This window comes from Pedobacter flavus, assembly GCF_036324285.1.
Lineage (GTDB): Bacteria > Bacteroidota > Bacteroidia > Sphingobacteriales > Sphingobacteriaceae > Pedobacter > Pedobacter flavus.
Map to the genome: position 1 here is coordinate 254,095 of NZ_JAZDQU010000001.1, position 18,796 is coordinate 272,890.

Consider the following 18,796-nt stretch of genomic DNA (forward strand, 5'->3'; position numbering starts at 1 on the left):
AAAATTACACAACAAATATAAGAAATAAATTTAACTAAAAAGAAAATAATAAATGAAAATTGCGTTAGTAGGAGCCACTGGTTTAGTTGGCTCAGAGATGTTGAAAGTGCTTGAAGCTAGAAATTTCCCATTCACAGAACTTATTCCAGTTGCTTCTGAAAAGAGTATTGGTAAGGAGATAATGTATAAGGGGAAAAAGTACAAGGTGGTGAGCATGGATCAAGCTATCGCAATGCGCCCTGAAATTGCATTATTTTCTGCCGGAGGAAGTACTTCTTTAATTAATGCGCCTCGTTTTGCTGAAAACGGAACTATTGTTATCGATAATTCTTCTGCTTGGAGAATGGACCCAACAAAAAAATTAGTGGTTCCCGAGGTTAATGGAAGCTCTATAACAAGGGATGATAAAATTATTGCCAACCCTAATTGCTCTACCATTCAAATGGTATTGGCTTTAAAACCACTTCACGATAAATATAAAATCAAACGAGTGGTAGTTTCAACTTATCAATCGGTAACAGGTACTGGCGTAAAAGCAGTAGATCAAATGATGAACGAACGTAAAGGTATTGTAGATGGTCCAATGGCTTATGCATATCCAATCGATTTAAATGTGATTCCACAAATTGATGTTTTTACTGATAATGGCTATACGAAGGAAGAAATGAAGATGGTGAATGAGACGGTAAAAATCTTGGGTGATTCTAATGTTAAGGTTACAGCAACTACAGTAAGAATTCCGGTTATTGGCGGTCACTCAGAATCCGTAAACGTAGAATTTGAGAATGATTTTGACCTAAATGAAGTTAAACGTTTACTGGAGGAAATGCCAGGCGTGGAGGTTGTAGATGATATTGAAAACTTAAAATATCCAATGCCAAAAGATGCGCATGGAAAAGATGAAGTGTTTGTAGGTAGATTACGTAGGGATGAATCGCAACCCAATACTTTAAATATGTGGATCGTAGCCGATAATTTACGCAAAGGCGCAGCTACCAATGCTGTTCAAATTGCAGAATATTTATTAAAAAATAATATAGTCTAGTTTTAAAAACTATTAAATATGAGATTAAATATTGCAGCTTTCTTGGTCATTTTTTTCTGTTCAACCGTTTCTATATTCGCACAAACGAAAAAAGAAAAGTTGGAAAGTTCGTTTAATCAATTATTAAACGACCCGCAAGTAAAATATGCCCTCGCTTCGTTTTGTGTTTTAAATGCAGAAACAGGCGAAATTGTTTATGCCAAAAACGAAAATATTGGCCTAGCAACTGCTTCAACTTTAAAGACTATTGTAGCCGCAACTGCTTATCACATTTTAGGAAAAGATTATACTTATAAAACAACTTTAAGTTATTCAGGTAGTATTTCAGCAGATGGTACGCTTAATGGCGATATTTATATCCAAGGAAGCGGCGATCCGAGTTTAGGTTCATGGAGATACGAACAAACTAAGGAGTCTGTCGTACTTAAAAATTTTATAAGTGCAATTAACGCTGCAGGAATTAAATCTATTAAAGGAAGAATTATTGGAGATGCCAGCAAATGGCCCACTCAATCAACACCCGAAGGATGGATATGGTCGGATATTGGAAATTACTATGGCGCATCTGCAACTGGATTAAATTGGAGAGAAAATCAATTCGACATTAAGTTGTTACCTGGAAGTAAATCTGGAGATCCTGTAAAGGTTTTAAAAACAGTTCCCGAAAATTCATATTTAAAAATTCACAATGAATTAACAACTGGCGCTGCTGGAACTGGCGATAATGCTTATGTTTATTTAGCACCTTATACTAACGAAGGATATATGAGAGGAACTTGGGGAATTGGGATAACTAAATCAGCTATTTCAGCAAGTATTCCAGACCCTGCATTTGAAGCGGCATTTAGACTTCAAGATACGCTTTCTAAATTAAATATTACAGTTAGCGAGGCGCCAACTACTACCCGCCTATTAATGCAAGAAGGAAAAAAATTACCATCAACTTTAAATCTCATCACCACGCATTCGTCACCAAAGCTTTCAGATTTGGCGTATTGGTATTTAAATAAAAGCATCAACCTCTATGGTGAAGCATTTATTAAAACTATTGCTGCTGAAAAAGGAAAAGTTGCGAACACCAAAAATGGGGCAACTGAGCTCATAAAATTTTGGAAGAATAAAGGTTATGATGAAAATGCTTTGAATATTATTGATGGAAGCGGACTCGCACCAGCAAATCGCGTTACAACATTAGCGATGGCCAAAATTTTATTCGAAGTACAAAAAGAAAGTTGGTATTCAGATTTTATTAAAGGTTTTCCTACCAACAACGGGATGAAATTAAAAAGCGGAAATATTAGTGATGTTCAAGGTTATGCAGGTTACCATACAGATGCTCAAGGCAAAAAATTTGTTGTAGTCATTAACGTTAATAATTATAATGGAAGTGGTATTTCGAGAAAAATTTTCCAAGCATTAAATGCCTTAAAATAAAATAACACCAAAAATACTTAACAAGTTTTTTTAGAAGATTACACAATACATGAAGAAAATATTTTCAATACTAATTTTAAGTTTAATCGGTTTTAGTGGATTTGCACAACCAAATGCGCAACAAGATACAGAAACCAATTCTTTTTACCCAACATCAGAAATTGCAATTATTCCTGAGCCTGTTCTTTTAAAAAGATTAGAAGGAAAGTTCACATTAACCAATAATTTCACCATTGAAGTTCCAGCTAATCCAGAGTTAAACACCGCAATTGTTTTCTTGAAGGAACGATTAACTATTCCAACAGGTTATTATGCTCATATAGAAAGAAAAACAGCTACTCATGCCGATATTAGGTTGTTGTTAAACACTCAATATAACCCAGAAATAGGGAAGGAAGGATACCAGCTGTCGGTTCATAAAAATCAAATTATAATTAAAGCCAATGTGCCAGCTGGTCTGTTTTACGGTATCCAAACGCTAATTCAACTTTTTCCAAAAGAAATTGAAAGTAAATCATTGAGTAATTTAAAAAATTGGAGTATTCCAGCGGTCGAGATTACAGATTATCCGAAAGTTGAATGGAGAGGTTTGATGTTCGATGTAGCACGTCATTGGTTTACTAAAGAAGAGGTGATGAGGTTTATAGACGATATGGTTCGCTATAAATATAATATTCTGCATTTTCATTTAACGGACGACGAAGGTTGGAGAGTTGAAATAAAAGGATTGCCGCGTTTAACGGAAGTAGGTGCTTGGCGCGTTAAAAAAGAAGGAGAATTTGGAGCGATGATTCCCCCTGGACCAAATGAGCCTCGTAATTATGGCGGATTTTATACCCAGGAAGACATCAAAGAAATTGTAAAATACGCAGCAGATCGTTTCGTAAATGTAATGCCAGAGGTAGATGTTCCAGGCCATAGTCTAGCCGCAATTGCTGCTTATCCAGAATTATCTTGTACACCAGAAGCGGTAAATTATAAGGTGAGAAGTGGAGAAAGAATTATGGATTGGAGTAGAGGTGCCCCTCCTACTGCTTTGGTAGATAATACGCTTTGTCCGGCCAACGAAAAGGTTTATGAATTTCTAGATACGGTAATTACTCAAATTGCAGCTTTATTCCCATTCGAATATATTCACATGGGTGGTGATGAAGCTCCTCATAATTTCTGGCAAAACAACCCTCAAATAAAAGCCCTGATGGCAAAAGAAGGCTTAAAAACTATGCCCGATGTTCAAGGTTATTTTACTAGAAGAGTTGAAAAAATTGTAGAGTCTAAAGGAAAAAAATATATGGGCTGGGATGAAATTTTAGAAGGAAATATTTCATCAAGTACTGCTATTATGAATTGGAGAACTTTAAATTTTGCAATTGAAGCAACAAAAAACAAACATGAAGTGGTTCTGTCGCCCACCGCTTATGCTTATTTAGATTATATGCAAGCAGATCCAATTACAGAACCTAGGGTTTATGCTTCTTTACGTCTCAGCAAAAGTTATGAGTTCGACCCAATTCCTCCAGGTGTAGATCCAAAGTATATTAAAGGTGGTCAAGGAAATTTATGGACGGAACAAGTTTATAATATGCGTCAGGTTCAATATATGCTTTGGCCAAGAGCATTCGCTATCTCCGAATCGTTATGGACACCTAAAGAAAATAAAGACTGGAAACACTTCTTTGCAAAAACCGAAGAACATTTTAAACGACTAGACTTAAATGAAACTAAGTATGCACCTAGTGTTTATGATCCAATATTTGAAGTAAAAAGAACAGCAGACAAACAATTATCAGTAAAGTTATCTACAGAAATTGAAGGGCTAGATATTTATTATAGCTTCGACAATTCTTTCCCTGATAGGTTTTACCCTAAATATACAGAACCATTGGTTCCTCCGGTTGATGCAACCGTTTTAAAAGTTATTACTTATAGAGGAAAAGATCCTATCGGTAGAATGTTAAATATGCCCATTTCAGAACTACAAAAAAGGGCACCAAATAGATAATTAAGCGTAAATGGTTTTAATTAAATTGGCAATATCTAAATTTAATCCACTTACTCTAATTTTAGCTTTATTATAATAAGGAGAACGCTCTTTGAGCTTCTCCTTTATAAAGTTCAACAAGGTTTCATCGTCCATGTCTTTAATTAATGGACGCTTTTCTCGGTTCTTTAAGCGCGAAACTAAAGCTGCAGGATCCATTTCAAGATAAATAGTTATTCCTTGACTATTCATCCAATCTATATGATCATAAAAACAGGGCAATCCACCGCCTACTGCTATTACCGCATTTGGCGGATAAGGGTAATGCTTAAGTATATTACTTTCTAATTCCCTGAATTTATCCTCTCCATATTTCGCAAAATATTCATTAATACTAATTCCAGTCTTTTTTTCTATCTCCTTATCAATATCAACAAACAACCAATCTAATTTTTTTGCCAATTCCTTTCCCTTTCTACTCTTCCCACATCCCATAAAGCCTATTAAAAAAACTTTCATATTAGCCCCATTTATTAAAAGTTATTGGTTGAAATATTTTTGAGTTAATTCTTCCAATTTCGGCATATTATTAAAATGCCATTTGTCAATTATTATTCCGTCTTTTAATAAAACAAGTCCGGGTTTAGATCTCACTATCGACTTAACAATACTTCCGTCAGCATAAAATATAAGCGGAAATAGTTTTAAATTTTTAGCTGTATCATTAGCCTCTTTAGGCAAACTAGACGTTAATAAAATCGAACGTATATTAAATTGTTCTGCAACATTTATGGTTAAAGCATTCATGTTTCCTAATGCATTTATATTTACATCCCCCAAATCTGGGGCAACAATTATTAAATTATAATATGGATTTCCTAACAGCTCTTGGGTATAATCCGTAGAAAACTCATCTCTTATAATAAGATGCTGAACTGAATTCTTTTTACCTTTCTTAGTAAGATTCCTAGTGGGTTCCCCAAAAATCTCCCAATCTTTATCTTTCCAAATTCCTGATGAATTATAGTCATCTTGATTTAGTTGTTTTTCTTCGCCCGATTTAATGTTTTTTAATAAATAAATAATTTCATATTCATCACGGCTACCGCCAATTTCCATTAAATTAACTCCCTTTTTAAATGCCGAAAAATCTATAAAGGGCAAAAAATTAAAAGTAAATATGCCCAATATTAAACCCACATTTACAATGATAAAGGCGGCAATCTTAGTCGATTTTTCTTTAATTAAGCTATTTGGCAACTCATTTTGATTTTTATAAATCAGCCAAATTAAAATGAAGATAATTACATCTTTAAAAAATGAGAGCCACGGACTAATTATTAAAACTTCACCAAAACATCCGCAATCCGTAACTAACTTAAAAGCGGCAGAGATAAAGGTTAATAATGTGAAAAATAATATGCTAAACAATAAGCCTTTTAGGGTGATGATCCTATAAATACCTAATAATAAAAATAAAGCCAATGAAACTTCTAAAACACCTATAATTATAGAAAATGTAGTGGCAATATTCGATAAAAATGATAGCCCAAAAACAGAAAAATATTCTTGAAGTTTATACGAAAAACCAAGTGGATCATTAAGTTTTATTATGCCAGAGATAAAATAAAGTAAACCAACAATCACCACAATTGTGGTTAAAATAGGTTTTCTTACTTTAAGCATAATTATTCCACCCCTAATTTTATTAACGCAAATACAGCATAATTTAACATGTCTTGGTAATTAGAAATAACTCCTTCACTCGCTAAAGTCTGACCGTCGTTATCTTCAATTTGCTTTACCCTCAATATTTTCATCAAAATTAAATCGGTTAAAGAACTAATTCTCATATCGCGCCAAGCCTCACCATAATCGTGGTTCTTTGCGAACATCAAATTTTTTGTAGCTAATGTCTCTTGATCAAACAACAATTCAACCTCTTCTGCAGGCAATTCTGTTCTTTCGTCATTCGAAAGCTTAAGTTGAAGGACGGCAATAACACAATAATTAATTATACCAATATATTCAGAAGCAATTCCCTCATCAACTTTCGCTACCTTTTTTTCTTCTAAAGTTCTGATGCGCTGAGCCTTGATAAAAATTTGATCGGTTATCGACGAAGATCTTAAGATTCTCCATGCCGTTCCATAATCTTTTGTCTTTTTTATAAAAAGGTCTTTACAAACTTTAATAACTTTATCGTAATCTTCTGAAGTATTTACTGCCAAAACAAATAATATTAAATTTACAAGCTAAGATACATTTTTTGTTTTGAAGCGATAAATAAATCCACCTATGAATACAATAAATATTAAAGGAAATCTCTTAAATCTTGAAAGCCCAATTGTAATGGGTATTTTAAATTTAACTCCAGATTCATTTTATAGCAACAGTAGAATAAACAACGTAAATCAGTTAGTAGAACAAGCTGGTTTAATGTTAGAAGAAGGGGCAACTATCATAGATTTAGGGGCATATTCTACTCGACCAGGGGCATTAGAAGTATCAGAAAAGGAAGAAATTGAACGCATTGTTCCCGCTGTAAAGGCCATAATTTCGGCTTTCCCAAAGGCTATTATTTCGGTAGATACCTTTAGAGCCGAAGTGGCTAATATTACTGTTAATGAAGGCGCTTCTATTATTAATGATGTTTCTGGAGGCAATCTCGATGATAATTTACTCAAAACAGTAGCAAAATTAAAAGTGCCATACGTATTGATGCATATGAGAGGAACACCTCAAAACATGGCTTCATTAACCAATTATGAAGATATTATTTCCGATATGTTGCAATATTTCAATGAAAAGATTGATTATTTGAATAGTCTTGGTGTATATGATATCATGTTAGACCCAGGGTTTGGATTCGCAAAAACAACGGATCAAAATTTTGAAGTACTCCGTTCTCTCGAAGCGTTTAATTGCCTAAATCTTCCAGTTTTGGTAGGTTTTAGTAGAAAGTCTATGATTACAAAAACTTTAAATATTTCTGCCCATGAAGCATTAAATGGCACTACTGCACTCAATATGGTTGCGCTTCAAAAGAATGCCAAAATTCTAAGAGTTCACGATGTGTTAGAAGCAAAACAATGTATAGATCTTTACAAGAAATTAATCTAATGTGTTTATAAAACACTGAATAGAAATATGTTTTTATTAAATATTGATAAAATTACCAGAATAACTTACCTTGTAGCTACATGAAAGGATTAGATTTTGATTTTTTGAAAATTACATTTATCGATGTAATTGATATTCTTCTTGTCGCATTATTAATTTATTATGTCTACAGTCTCATAAGAAATACATTGGCTGTAAACTTAATTTTAGGGATGTTTATCATCATCCTTTGTTATTTTGTGGTCAGCACTTTAAATATGAGGTTGATGGAGGCCATCATTAATAAATTTATTAGTGTTGGGATTATTTCTCTGGTGGTTATTTTTCAACCAGAAATACGGCGTTTTTTACTCCATATCGGGAAAAGCACATACATTCAAAAAAACAGGGCCTGGTATAATCGCCTGTTTGGCAGAAATACAGCTATCCAAGATAATTATTTGCGAATAAAGCCGATTATGGACGCATGTAAGAGTATGAAGAAGACCAAAACTGGTGCTTTATTGGTTTTTCTGAAGTTTTATGACGACCAATTATTTGCCAATAGCTGTGAGGTGCTCGATGCGAAAATTTCTAAACGTTTATTGGAAAGTATTTTTCAGAAAAATAGTCCGCTTCACGATGGAGCGGTGGTGATTTCGGAAAATAAAATTAAAAGCGCAAGTTGTATTCTACCTTTAACAGATAACGATAAATTACCCCCTCATTTCGGATTAAGGCATAGAGCAGGAATTGGAATTTCAGAAAATACGGATGCAGTGGCGATTATTATTTCTGAAGAAACTGGCGAAATTGCTTATGCTAAGCAAGGACAAGTGAGAAGTAATCTAACTTTAGAACAGTTAGAAAAATTATTAAATAAAGACTATTAAAAAAGCCCCGAAATTTTCGAGGCTTTTAATATTTAACAATGTTGATTAAATGCATCAATCAGGCTATCCGCTATCATTTGAGCTGGCCTTCCTTCAATTTGATGACGCTCTATCATATGAACCAATTTACCATCTTTAAATAATGCCATTGCAGGAGACGATGGTGGAAAAGGCATCATATAACTTCTTGCACGGTCAACCGCATCGCGCTCCATACCAGCAAAAACGGTTACCAATCTATCTGGATGCTTTTCATTCTGAGCTGCTAATTTTGCTGCGGGTCTTGCATTAGCTGCTGCACAACCACAAACTGAGTTAACAACTACAAAAGTTGTTCCTTCTGCTTTTATCGCATTATCTACATCTTCAGCGTTTAATAATTCTTGGAAGCCAACATTGGTTAGTTCCTTACGCATAGGTTCTACTAAATATTCTGGATACATGGTATTTCTAATTTTATCATACAAAATTAACAAAAGAAAATAGAAGTTTATACAAGCTATTATAGGCCCAAAGTAAAATTCTAAGTTTTAAGTTGCGTGCTACAAGCGTAAATTGTCGACATATTTTACTACTTTTAAGGATGAAGAAATTATCATTAATTTGCTTTTTAAGCATCATTTCCTTGTTGGCGAATGCCCAAACTAAAAGTCAAGCTCAGCTATTTTGGGATAATCTAAAAGCACTTTGCGGAAAATCTTTTGAAGGTAAAATGTTAGATAGTACCATGGTTAGAGATTTTGCAGGAAAACGACTAGTTATGCATGTTAGAGCCTGTGATGATGGCACCATCCGCGTTCCCTTTTTTGTGGGCGATAATAAATCACGCACTTGGGTTTTTACACTTAAGAACGATAGAATTACCCTAAAACATGATCACCGTCATGAGGATGGAAGCGAAGAAAAACAAACTCAATACGGAGGAACCGCTCCTAATGCGGGTTTTGCCAATTTACAAATGTTCCCAGCAGATGCACAAACCGCATCGGTTATACCAAGTGCCGCAACCAATTTATGGTGGGTAACTTTAAACAAGGAAAAGTTTAGTTATAATTTAAGAAGAATTGGTTCTGGCAGAGATATCAATGTGATTTTTGACCTTACCAAAACAGTAGAATCACCAGGTGCTCCTTGGGGATGGAAGGATTAATTAAATCTTCTCAAATATGGATAATAACGGAAGGACAAGTTTAGAAGAAAAGAGAAAAGCACTTCAACTTAAGCTTAAAATTGACAATGAAATAAAAAGCGATATTGTTTATCATTGGTTAGATTATTACAAAGAAATGTTGGACTTTGGAATGCAGGTAGAAATAATTTACCTGCAACAATGTTCAAAAGAGTTATTAGGGCTTTATAGGTCTAGAATAGCTGCCTTAAATAATGATCTATTAGACCCCGATAAAGTAATTGAAAAAGATAACCCTTGGATATCCCGCATTTTTAATCGCTTTCCCAGTATCAGTGATTTCAAATACGAAATTGAGGCTCCCATGCTCGAAAATACAGGTTCGGTTTCCGAAATGCTACAATTAAGTACTCAAGCACTACAAATTAACCCTACAGATATTATCTTCTTGTCTAATGATTTTTCACCCGTTGTTAAATTAAAATGGGAAGAGTTATTAAAAAATGCCGATTCATTATTTAACGATGGAGGAATTACCACTTTAATTTTTACCGATCCTAATTTCAATTGGATTATTTTTAGATCTATTGAAGAGCAATGGAATTATGATAAATGGTAGTTAGGTTGTTAAATCACCAACTTCATATTGATATTTTATCAACTACTATTAGTCCTTTGTAAATCTAAACCTTCATTACCTTTAAAAAATCGACATAAATCTTTGTTTTATGTGATTCAATCATCCAAATTTATATATTTCATTTTTTGAAATAAATTTCGTTTTATGAAATAAATTTCGTTCTATGAAATTTTATATAATTTTGTATGGTAATCATATTTAAAAAACAATGCAATTATTTTCTAAAAAGCATAACGCTGCGAGTTATGCATTAAACAAATGGTTTAAAACTGTTCGTACTTCAACCTGGAGTACACATGCAGATGTAAAAGCAACATTTAGCGATGTAGACTATATGTAGGTAATGACCGGTATGTTTTTAATATCAAAGGAAATTCATTTCGGCTAGTTGCCATGATATTTTTTGATAAGCGAACGGTTTATATCCGCTATTTAGGCACACATAGTGATTACGATAAAATTAATTGTTCAACTATTTAAAGGTAAAATTATGCTAGACAAAATCAGAAATGAAAAGCAGTACGCTCAGGTAATGGTTTTAATTGAAAACTTTATTCAAAAAGCAACAGATGGCGGTGGTTTCTCTACACTTTCAGAAACTGAAGCCAATGAACTTCAAAGGCTTACACGTCTAGCCGAAGCTTATGAAGATAATAATTTAAAAATTATGCCACTACCGGTTAACATAAGTGCCGTCGTTGAAAATAAAATTAAGGAAATGGGCATAACGCAAGCAGCATTGGCAGAAATGTTAGGTTTAGGCACATCCAAACTTTCTCAAATTTTAAACGGCAAAAGAGAACCAGACGTTGCATTTTTAAAAGCTTTACACAGTAAATTAGGGATAAGCGGTGATTTTTTAATCGAGAAGGCTTAGTAAACCTCAATTTAACGTTCTCAGATTACACTTATTTACTTATAGACCCTCTCCTCTCGTAAAAAATATCAACTCGCATTCGACTTCCACAACGTCCTTTATAACTTTACACTCAATAGACCTTGAATTGCTAAAACAATGTTTGAATTTGGTTTTTCTTATGCGTATTTTTGTTAAATATTTATGACCATAATAGAAAAACTAAAAAGATATCTTTATCGTTTATTCCATTATAGTACAATAATTTAAATTTTAAACAAAAATTTTATGTCATCAGTAGAGACAAAGTACATTCCTTACAAAGTTAAGGATATTTCACTGGCAGAATGGGGCCGCAAAGAAATCGAATTAGCAGAGGCAGAAATGCCCGGCTTAATGTCATTGCGAAAAGAATTTGGCCCTTCACAACCTTTAAAAGGCGCACGCATCGCTGGATGTTTACACATGACCATCCAAACTGCTGTATTAATTGAAACTTTAGTTGCATTAGGTGCAGAGGTTACCTGGTCATCTTGCAACATTTTTTCAACTCAAGATCATGCCGCAGCAGCAATTGCCGCAGCAGGAATCCAAGTTTATGCTTGGAAAGGTTTAAATGAAGAAGAGTTTGATTGGTGTATCGAGCAAACTTTACATTTCGGACCTGAACAAAAGCCTTTAAATATGATTTTAGATGATGGTGGCGATTTAACCAATATGGTTTTCGATCGTTTCCCTGAATTAATAAAAGGTATTAAAGGTTTATCTGAAGAAACAACAACCGGTGTTCACCGCTTATACGAGCGTATGAAAAACGGAACTTTACATTTACCAGCAATTAACGTAAACGATTCAGTTACTAAATCTAAATTCGACAACAAATACGGTTGCCGTGAATCATTAGTTGATGCTATTCGTCGCGCAACTGATGTGATGATGGCAGGTAAAGTAGCTGTAGTTTGTGGTTATGGTGATGTGGGTAAAGGTTCAGCAGAATCTTTAAGCTCTCAAGGCGTTCGCGTTATCGTTACCGAAATCGATCCAATTTGCGCGCTTCAAGCAGCAATGGAAGGTTACGAAGTGAAAAAATTAAGCACCGCTATTAAAGAAGCTGATATTGTTGTTACTACTACAGGTAACTGTGATATCGTACGCGCTGAACACTTCGAAGCAATGAAAGATAAAACTATTGTTTGTAATATCGGTCACTTCGATAATGAAATTGATATGGCGTGGTTAAATAAAACTTACGGAAATACTAAAGTTGAAATTAAACCTCAGGTTGATAAATATACCATCAATGGTAAAGACGTTATTGTGCTTGCTGAAGGTAGATTAGTTAATTTAGGTTGTGCAACTGGTCACCCAAGTTTTGTAATGAGTAATTCATTCACTAACCAAACATTAGCGCAATTAGAGCTTTGGACAAATACAGATCAATACGAAAATAAAGTGTACACGCTTCCAAAACATTTGGATGAAAAAGTTGCACGTCTGCATTTAGAAAAAATTGGTGTAGAACTTGAAGTTTTAGATCAACACCAAGCAGATTATATTGGTGTTAAAGTTGAAGGTCCATTTAAACCTGATACATATAGATACTAAATCTATTCAAAAAAAAATGCCCCAATTAAATTGGGGCATTTTTTTTTAATGCTTTTTAAAACTGATAACCTATAACAGTATAATTTTGAAGGTAGCTAATATTCTGACTTGCCTTATCAAAATCATTCCTACCCGTAGTACGAATATTATTTAATCTACTCCATCCAGCCTTTAAGGTATTTTGCAAATACAATCCTTTAGTGATATGAAACTTTAAACCGCCTTGTATCGAAGCGCCATATCCTGCAAAATTCCAAAAATGGTTTTCTCCAACCCCAAAAAATTTGGCATCAGTACGTGGAATTATTGTTCCTACCCCAACCCCAGTTTCCATGGTTAATCGGTTTTTTTGGTTTTTAGCGATCCAAATATCATCCTGGCGTTCTACTTCTACACTTACATAGTTATATCCGTCTGTATGCTCAAAGGTTAACATGGTTGCATCTACATCAATGCGTTCTCCATTATAATTTCCAGCATACTTACCTGTAGGTATACCAGGCTCCGAAACAACAGGATCTATATATCCTTTAATGGCGACATTTTGAGGGATAACCATCACATATTTCATATGGTCCCACCCAAATGATATACTATAAGTGTCATTTAAAAAATATCCAAATCTAATGTTTACCTGTGGAGTGGTTATTTGCATCGGATTTACGTAGTCTAATGACAATTTAGATGGTCTGTCTTTTGCTTTTACATCCATCAAGGTAAAATCATATCCTTTTCCCTTAAATCTAATATCACTCGGTGCATACCATGAGAAGTTGTACCCATAAAAAACATACCATTTTCCTTTCCTGGATTCTAAGGGTTTTAATTTTGGGTTGAAAATACTTGTTCCTGATTGTTGTTGAGAAATTATTGTATTTTGGGTTTCTTGTGCGTGTGCTCGACCAATAAATAACATGGTCAAAATTGTTAGTACGTATTTCATTTGCGCGCAAAAATGATATACTTAACTCAATTTCAGATTAAAAATCTGTCATTTCAAGAAATATGACTTTCATATTTTAAATGTTTATTCTAGGCTAAAAGATTTTCGTAATTTAGTGTTAAAATTTACCGTACCTTAAAATCAAAAATCGACAATACACATGAAAAAAGGCGCTTTTTTACTCATTTTGAGTTTCCTTAGTTTCCATCTCTATGCTCAAAATTCTTCTCAAAACACCTTAACTTTAAAGCAGACAAAAGTTGATGCTTCTTGCGGAACTTGTCAATTTAAACTAGAAGGAAATACTTGTTTACTTGCAATTAAATACAAAGGGAAGGCTTATTTTGTTGATGGAACTGGAATTGATGACCACGGTGATGCTCATGGTAAAAATGGCTTTTGCAATGCGGTTAGAAAGGCTGTAGTTTCTGGAACCATAGAAAATGGCAGGTTTAAATCCACTAGTTTTGTACTTAAGTCTACAAAAAAGTAATTAATTGAATACAAAACTAATTTTATTTACTTCAGCTATTTTCTTAGGGCTTTTAGGTCTAAGTTTTACTTTTGCACCTGCAGAGTTTGCTAGATTTATTCTGCCTGAAACTAATTACCCTCCATTATTCTTACAACTTTTAGGTGCTATGTATGTTGGCTTTGCAATTTTAAATTGGACAGCAAAAGGCGCAATTATTGGAGGAATTTACAACAAACCAATTGCTCTTGGTAATTTTGCACACTTCACTATTGGAGCTTTAACGTTAATAAAAATTCCTTTTAAAAGTTTTATGGAGTTTCCAATCTTATTAATAATTGCAATTTTTTATATCGCTTTTGCTATTATCTTTGGATTAATCAATTTTAAACACCCTTTACCAAAGAAATAATCATATATTAATGGCAACTTCACTATCTGTAAACATCAATAAAATAGCTACTTTAAGAAATTCTAGAGGAGGAAATAATCCGGATTTAATTAAGGTAGCATTAGATTGTGAAAAATTTGGCGCTCAAGGTATAACTGTACACCCGCGACCAGATGAACGCCATATTAGGTATGAAGATGTTTTTAATTTAAAGGCAGTAATTTCAACTGAATTAAATATTGAAGGAAATTGTACGGAAGATAAATTTGTAAAGTTGGTTTTAGATAATCTTCCTGCTCAAGTTACCCTGGTACCTGATACCGAAGGTCAGCTTACTTCTAATCATGGTTGGGACACTATAAAAAATCAAGCCTATTTACAAAAAATGGTTGCATTATTTAAATCAGCCGGCATCCGTGTTTCAATTTTTGTAGATCCGGTTGTTGATATGGTGAAAGCTGCGAAAGATACAGGAACAGACCGAATAGAATTGTACACCGAGGCTTATGCAAAAGACTTTTTGAACGACCCAGAAAAAGCAATAGAGCCTTATGTTCTTGCTGCCCAAGAAGCCAACAAATTAGGTATAGGTATTAATGCAGGTCACGATTTAGACCTTAATAATTTAGCATATTTTGCAAAAAATATCCCAAATTTATTGGAAGTATCAATTGGTCATGCTCTTGTTTGCGATTCATTATATTTAGGACTAGAAAACACGATAAAACAATATAGATCGAAACTAACCCCTTAAAAGTTCAACTCTACTATGAAAAAACTAATTTTTATCTGCTTAGCTATCGTTACGGTTTTAAGCTCTTGTAGTGATAATACCACCATCAATCAAAATGAGGCCGGAAAAGTAATTACTAATTATTTAGAACGTAATCCTGAATACAAAACTACTTCATTCAAATTTGGAGAGTTAAAATTCAACAGTAATAAAGAAAGGGAAGAATTAAATTCATACAAAAATTTAGCACAAGAAGGCTATGTAGATATGATTTTGGTAAGTCAAAAAAAGCAGTTTCTATCTAGCGATAGTAGTTATGTTTATCAAGTAAAATTAACGGATAAAGCCCAAGAATTTGTGCTAAAAATTGAAAATGACAAAGCCAATGTTAAAGCTGTAAATTATGTGCTTTCAGATAAACCCGTAAATTTTGAGCAGGTAAATTCTAAAACGTCTAAAGTTACGGTAACATTAAAAAAAGAGAATACGCCTTTTGGCCCTTTTCAAAAAGATAAAAATGAGTTTAGCGATTATATTACTAAAACGTACAAACTTAAATTAGATAAGGAAGAAGGCTGGAAGGTAGATAATTAAATTTCAGTGTTTTTCAATCGATTTTTTTACTAAATATCAATATAATCGGCAATAAAATAGTTTGATATCCTTTGGTGATTGATTAACTTTGTAGAATCTAAATAACCCCTCTACATGAGCTTAAATATTCACTACAAAGAAGATTTTCAAAATCGCCATATTGCACCAAATTCTGAAGAGACTTCAGCCATGCTACAAGCTGTTGGTGTAAATTCTATTGATGAATTAATTGATCAAACTGTCCCGGAAAGCATCCGATTAAAAAACAAATTAAATTTACCTGCTGCAAAATCAGAAACTCAATATTTGAGCGATTTGAAGCAAACTTCGATGCTGAACAAAGTTTTTAAAAGTTATATCGGACAGGGTTATTATGATACAATTACCCCTGGTGTTATTCTAAGAAATGTTTTTGAAAACCCAGGATGGTACACACAATACACACCTTATCAAGCAGAAATTGCGCAAGGTAGATTACAAGCTTTATTAAATTTCCAAACCATGGTTATTGATTTAACCGGAATGGAAATTGCAAATGCCTCATTATTAGACGAAGGTACTGCTGCTGCAGAAGCAATGTTTATGCAATATAGTTTACGTAAAAATCAAACAGCCAATAAATACTTTGTTTCTGAATTAATTTTCCCTCAAACTATTGATATTTTAAAAACTAGAGCAAATCCTTACGGAATTGAATTAGTAATTGGCAACCACGAAACCACTGCAATCGGCGAAGGATTTTTTGGTGCTATCGTTCAATATCCTGCAGGAAATGGTGAAGTTTATAACTATAACGAATTTGCATCTTCTCTGCACAACCAAAATATTAAGTTAACTGTTATTGCAGATTTATTAAGTTTAGTGTTATTAACTCCTCCAGGAGAATGGGGTGCAGATGTGGTGGTAGGAACTACACAAAGATTTGGTATCCCAATGGGATTTGGAGGTCCACATGCTGCTTATTTTGCAACTAAAGAGGAATATAAACGCTCTATTCCAGGAAGAATTATTGGAGTTACTATCGATAGTAATGAAAATTATGCCCTAAGAATGGCGTTACAAACTCGCGAACAACATATTCGTAGAGATAAAGCAACTTCAAATATTTGTACGGCTCAGGCTTTATTAGCTATTATGGCCGGATTTTATGGCGCTTATCATGGCCCTAAAGGATTAAAAGCAATTGCAGATAGAACCCACGGACTTACTGTAGCTTTAGCAAATACATTAAGTAATATGGGTTACGATGTAGTTAATAAAGCTTTTTTTGATACTATTTCTATTAAAGCAGGCGATTTAAAAGATGCTATTCACAAAGATTGTTTAGATCAAGAAATTAATCTTAACTATTCAAACAATCAAGTATCTATTTCCTTAGATGAAACTACAACTTTTGAAGATATTAAAGTTTTAGCCCAAATTTTTGGAAAAGCAAAAGGTATTGCAAAAGATGAAGTGGTAGTTGTTGAAGAGGTAAATACATCTATTTCTAATGACTTACAACGTACATCAACTTATTTAACACATCCAATCTTTAATGCTCATCACAGTGAGCATGAGATGTTAAGATATATTAAATCGCTAGAAGCTAAAGATTTATCATTATGCCACTCAATGATCGCATTGGGAAGCTGTACGATGAAGCTTAATGCTACAACAGAGATGATTCCTGTTACCTGGTCGCACTTTGGCAAAATCCATCCATTTGCTCCTGCTGATCAAGTTATGGGTTATTACCATATTTTTAATGATTTAGATAAATGGTTAAGTGAAATTACTGGTTTCGCTGCAATGAGTCTTCAGCCTAATGCTGGTGCTCAAGGAGAATATGCAGGCTTAATGGTTATTCGCGCTTATCATCAAGATAGAGGTGATCACCATAGAAATATTGCATTAATTCCTGCATCTGCTCATGGTACTAACCCTGCTTCTGCAGCAATGGCTGGAATGAAAATCGTAGTGGTAAAATCTTTAGAAAACGGAAATATCGACGTTGATGATTTAAAAGCTAAAGCAGAACAATATAGCAACGAATTATCGTGCTTAATGGTTACTTATCCATCTACACACGGTGTATTCGAAGAAAGTATCGTTGAAATTTGTGAAATTATTCACCAACATGGCGGTCAAGTTTATATGGATGGCGCCAATATGAATGCTCAAGTTGGTCTTACTAGCCCAGGAAACATTGGCGCAGATGTTTGCCACTTAAACTTACACAAAACTTTCTGTATACCTCACGGCGGTGGTGGTCCTGGTATGGGCCCAATTGGTGTTGCAGCTCATTTAGTGCCTTATTTACCTGGACACTCAGTGGTTGACATTGATAAAGGAAAATCTATTTCTGCAGTTTCTGCAGCTCCTTGGGGTTCTTCTTCAATTTTAATTATCTCGCACGCTTATATCGCAATGATGGGAGGCGAAGGATTAACGAATGCAACTAAGTTTGCTATTCTTAATGCCAATTATATGAAATCACGTCTAGAAAATCATTATCCAGTTCTTTATTCTGGAAGTAAAGGAAGATGTGCTCATGAAATGATTTTAGATTGTAGAGGATTTAAGAATTTTGGTATCGAAGTTACCGATATCGCAAAACGCTTAATGGATTATGGATTCCATGCCCCTACAGTTTCCTTCCCTGTTGCTGGAACTTTAATGGTTGAACCAACAGAAAGTGAACCAAAACACGAATTAGATAGATTCTGCGACGCACTTATTTCAATTAAATCTGAAATAGATAAAGTAGAAAATGGATCTCTAGATAAAATTGACAACCCATTAAAAAATGCACCTCATACAGTTGCAGTAATTACTTCTAATGAATGGGATCATAAATATTCGAGACAAGAAGCAGCTTTCCCACTACCATATGTGTCAGAAAGAAAATTCTGGCCATCAGTTGGAAGAGTAAATGATAGTTTTGGCGATAGATCATTGGTATGTGCTTGCCCACCAATTGAAAGTTATATGTAGCC

At 34.0% G+C, this 18,796-nt stretch carries 21 protein-coding genes; 16 read left to right on the forward strand and 5 right to left on the reverse strand.

The window, feature by feature from the left end; genetic code table 11:
* Positions 1-52 precede the first annotated feature (52 nt).
* From VRU49_RS01140 to VRU49_RS01150, 3 genes are read left to right on the forward strand one after another with little or no spacing between them, the layout of a single operon-like run.
* Positions 53-1,045 carry an aspartate-semialdehyde dehydrogenase gene (locus VRU49_RS01140; RefSeq protein ID WP_330144931.1) on the forward strand — a complete coding sequence of 331 codons (993 nt, stop codon included), beginning with the start codon at positions 53-55 and terminating at the stop codon, positions 1,043-1,045.
* Positions 1,046-1,063: 18 nt separating this feature from the next.
* A complete protein-coding gene (dacB, locus tag VRU49_RS01145) occupies positions 1,064-2,479 on the forward strand; it encodes a D-alanyl-D-alanine carboxypeptidase/D-alanyl-D-alanine endopeptidase (RefSeq protein ID WP_330144932.1) in 1,416 nt (471 codons plus the stop codon).
* A gap of 49 nt (positions 2,480-2,528) precedes the next feature.
* On the forward strand, positions 2,529-4,481 hold the full coding sequence (locus VRU49_RS01150; RefSeq protein ID WP_330144933.1) for a beta-N-acetylhexosaminidase: 1,953 nt from the start codon (positions 2,529-2,531) through the stop codon (positions 4,479-4,481).
* Here the strand turns inward: VRU49_RS01150 and VRU49_RS01155 are convergent, their stop codons facing one another.
* Genes VRU49_RS01155 through VRU49_RS01165 form a run of 3 tightly spaced genes read right to left on the reverse strand, consistent with a single transcriptional unit; the run spans position 4,482 to position 6,691 of the window.
* The gene (locus VRU49_RS01155; protein ID WP_330144934.1) at positions 4,482-4,979 is read right to left on the reverse strand and encodes a shikimate kinase; all 498 of its coding nucleotides are present in this window, start codon (positions 4,977-4,979) and stop codon (positions 4,482-4,484) included.
* A 21-nt stretch (positions 4,980-5,000) separates the two neighbouring features.
* The gene (locus VRU49_RS01160) at positions 5,001-6,146 is read right to left on the reverse strand and encodes a BT_3928 family protein (RefSeq protein ID WP_330144935.1); all 1,146 of its coding nucleotides are present in this window, start codon (positions 6,144-6,146) and stop codon (positions 5,001-5,003) included.
* 2 nt (positions 6,147-6,148) lie between these two features.
* The gene (locus tag VRU49_RS01165) at positions 6,149-6,691 is read right to left on the reverse strand and encodes a DUF1599 domain-containing protein (protein ID WP_330144936.1); all 543 of its coding nucleotides are present in this window, start codon (positions 6,689-6,691) and stop codon (positions 6,149-6,151) included.
* Between the two features lie 67 nt (positions 6,692-6,758).
* Here VRU49_RS01165 and folP point away from each other — a divergent pair, with 67 nt between their 5' ends.
* Complete coding sequence (folP, locus tag VRU49_RS01170; protein ID WP_330144937.1) at positions 6,759-7,583, forward strand: dihydropteroate synthase; 825 nt, start codon at positions 6,759-6,761, stop codon at positions 7,581-7,583.
* Between the two features lie 80 nt (positions 7,584-7,663).
* Entirely contained in the window at positions 7,664-8,455 is a 792-nt protein-coding gene (cdaA, locus tag VRU49_RS01175) for a diadenylate cyclase CdaA (RefSeq protein WP_330144938.1), read from the forward strand.
* A gap of 32 nt (positions 8,456-8,487) precedes the next feature.
* Here the strand turns inward: cdaA and VRU49_RS01180 are convergent, their stop codons facing one another.
* Positions 8,488-8,898 (reverse strand): BrxA/BrxB family bacilliredoxin, encoded by a 411-nt coding sequence (locus VRU49_RS01180; protein WP_330145867.1) that lies wholly within the window; start codon positions 8,896-8,898, stop codon positions 8,488-8,490.
* A 140-nt stretch (positions 8,899-9,038) separates the two neighbouring features.
* Here VRU49_RS01180 and VRU49_RS01185 point away from each other — a divergent pair, with 140 nt between their 5' ends.
* The 6 genes from VRU49_RS01185 to ahcY all read left to right on the forward strand — a co-directional run bounded on the left by VRU49_RS01185 (position 9,039) and on the right by ahcY (position 12,685).
* Positions 9,039-9,605, forward strand: a complete 567-nt coding sequence (locus VRU49_RS01185) for a hypothetical protein (protein ID WP_330144939.1) — start codon at positions 9,039-9,041, stop codon at positions 9,603-9,605.
* Positions 9,606-9,621: 16 nt separating this feature from the next.
* Complete coding sequence (locus VRU49_RS01190; RefSeq protein WP_330144940.1) at positions 9,622-10,203, forward strand: hypothetical protein; 582 nt, start codon at positions 9,622-9,624, stop codon at positions 10,201-10,203.
* Between the two features lie 229 nt (positions 10,204-10,432).
* Positions 10,433-10,564: a type II toxin-antitoxin system HigB family toxin gene (locus tag VRU49_RS01195; RefSeq protein WP_330144941.1), complete on the forward strand. Its 132-nt coding sequence runs from the start codon at positions 10,433-10,435 to the stop codon at positions 10,562-10,564.
* Positions 10,565-10,617: 53 nt separating this feature from the next.
* Complete coding sequence (locus VRU49_RS01200; protein ID WP_330145868.1) at positions 10,618-10,704, forward strand: type II toxin-antitoxin system HigB family toxin; 87 nt, start codon at positions 10,618-10,620, stop codon at positions 10,702-10,704.
* A gap of 10 nt (positions 10,705-10,714) precedes the next feature.
* Entirely contained in the window at positions 10,715-11,101 is a 387-nt protein-coding gene (locus VRU49_RS01205; RefSeq protein ID WP_330144942.1) for a helix-turn-helix domain-containing protein, read from the forward strand.
* A 267-nt stretch (positions 11,102-11,368) separates the two neighbouring features.
* Positions 11,369-12,685, forward strand: a complete 1,317-nt coding sequence (gene ahcY / locus VRU49_RS01210) for an adenosylhomocysteinase (RefSeq protein WP_330144943.1) — start codon at positions 11,369-11,371, stop codon at positions 12,683-12,685.
* Between the two features lie 55 nt (positions 12,686-12,740).
* Here the strand turns inward: ahcY and VRU49_RS01215 are convergent, their stop codons facing one another.
* Complete coding sequence (locus tag VRU49_RS01215) at positions 12,741-13,628, reverse strand: hypothetical protein (RefSeq protein ID WP_330144944.1); 888 nt, start codon at positions 13,626-13,628, stop codon at positions 12,741-12,743.
* A 160-nt stretch (positions 13,629-13,788) separates the two neighbouring features.
* Here VRU49_RS01215 and VRU49_RS01220 point away from each other — a divergent pair, with 160 nt between their 5' ends.
* The 5 genes from VRU49_RS01220 to gcvP all read left to right on the forward strand — a co-directional run bounded on the left by VRU49_RS01220 (position 13,789) and on the right by gcvP (position 18,794).
* On the forward strand, positions 13,789-14,121 hold the full coding sequence (locus tag VRU49_RS01220; RefSeq protein ID WP_330144945.1) for a DUF6370 family protein: 333 nt from the start codon (positions 13,789-13,791) through the stop codon (positions 14,119-14,121).
* Positions 14,122-14,125: 4 nt separating this feature from the next.
* Complete coding sequence (locus VRU49_RS01225) at positions 14,126-14,512, forward strand: hypothetical protein (protein ID WP_330144946.1); 387 nt, start codon at positions 14,126-14,128, stop codon at positions 14,510-14,512.
* A gap of 10 nt (positions 14,513-14,522) precedes the next feature.
* Positions 14,523-15,245, forward strand: coding sequence for a pyridoxine 5'-phosphate synthase (locus tag VRU49_RS01230; RefSeq protein ID WP_330144947.1), 723 nt, complete (start codon positions 14,523-14,525; stop codon positions 15,243-15,245).
* A gap of 15 nt (positions 15,246-15,260) precedes the next feature.
* Positions 15,261-15,818: a hypothetical protein gene (locus VRU49_RS01235; RefSeq protein WP_330144948.1), complete on the forward strand. Its 558-nt coding sequence runs from the start codon at positions 15,261-15,263 to the stop codon at positions 15,816-15,818.
* A 114-nt stretch (positions 15,819-15,932) separates the two neighbouring features.
* Positions 15,933-18,794: an aminomethyl-transferring glycine dehydrogenase gene (gene gcvP / locus VRU49_RS01240; protein ID WP_330144949.1), complete on the forward strand. Its 2,862-nt coding sequence runs from the start codon at positions 15,933-15,935 to the stop codon at positions 18,792-18,794.
* The last annotated feature ends 2 nt before the right edge of the window (positions 18,795-18,796 follow it).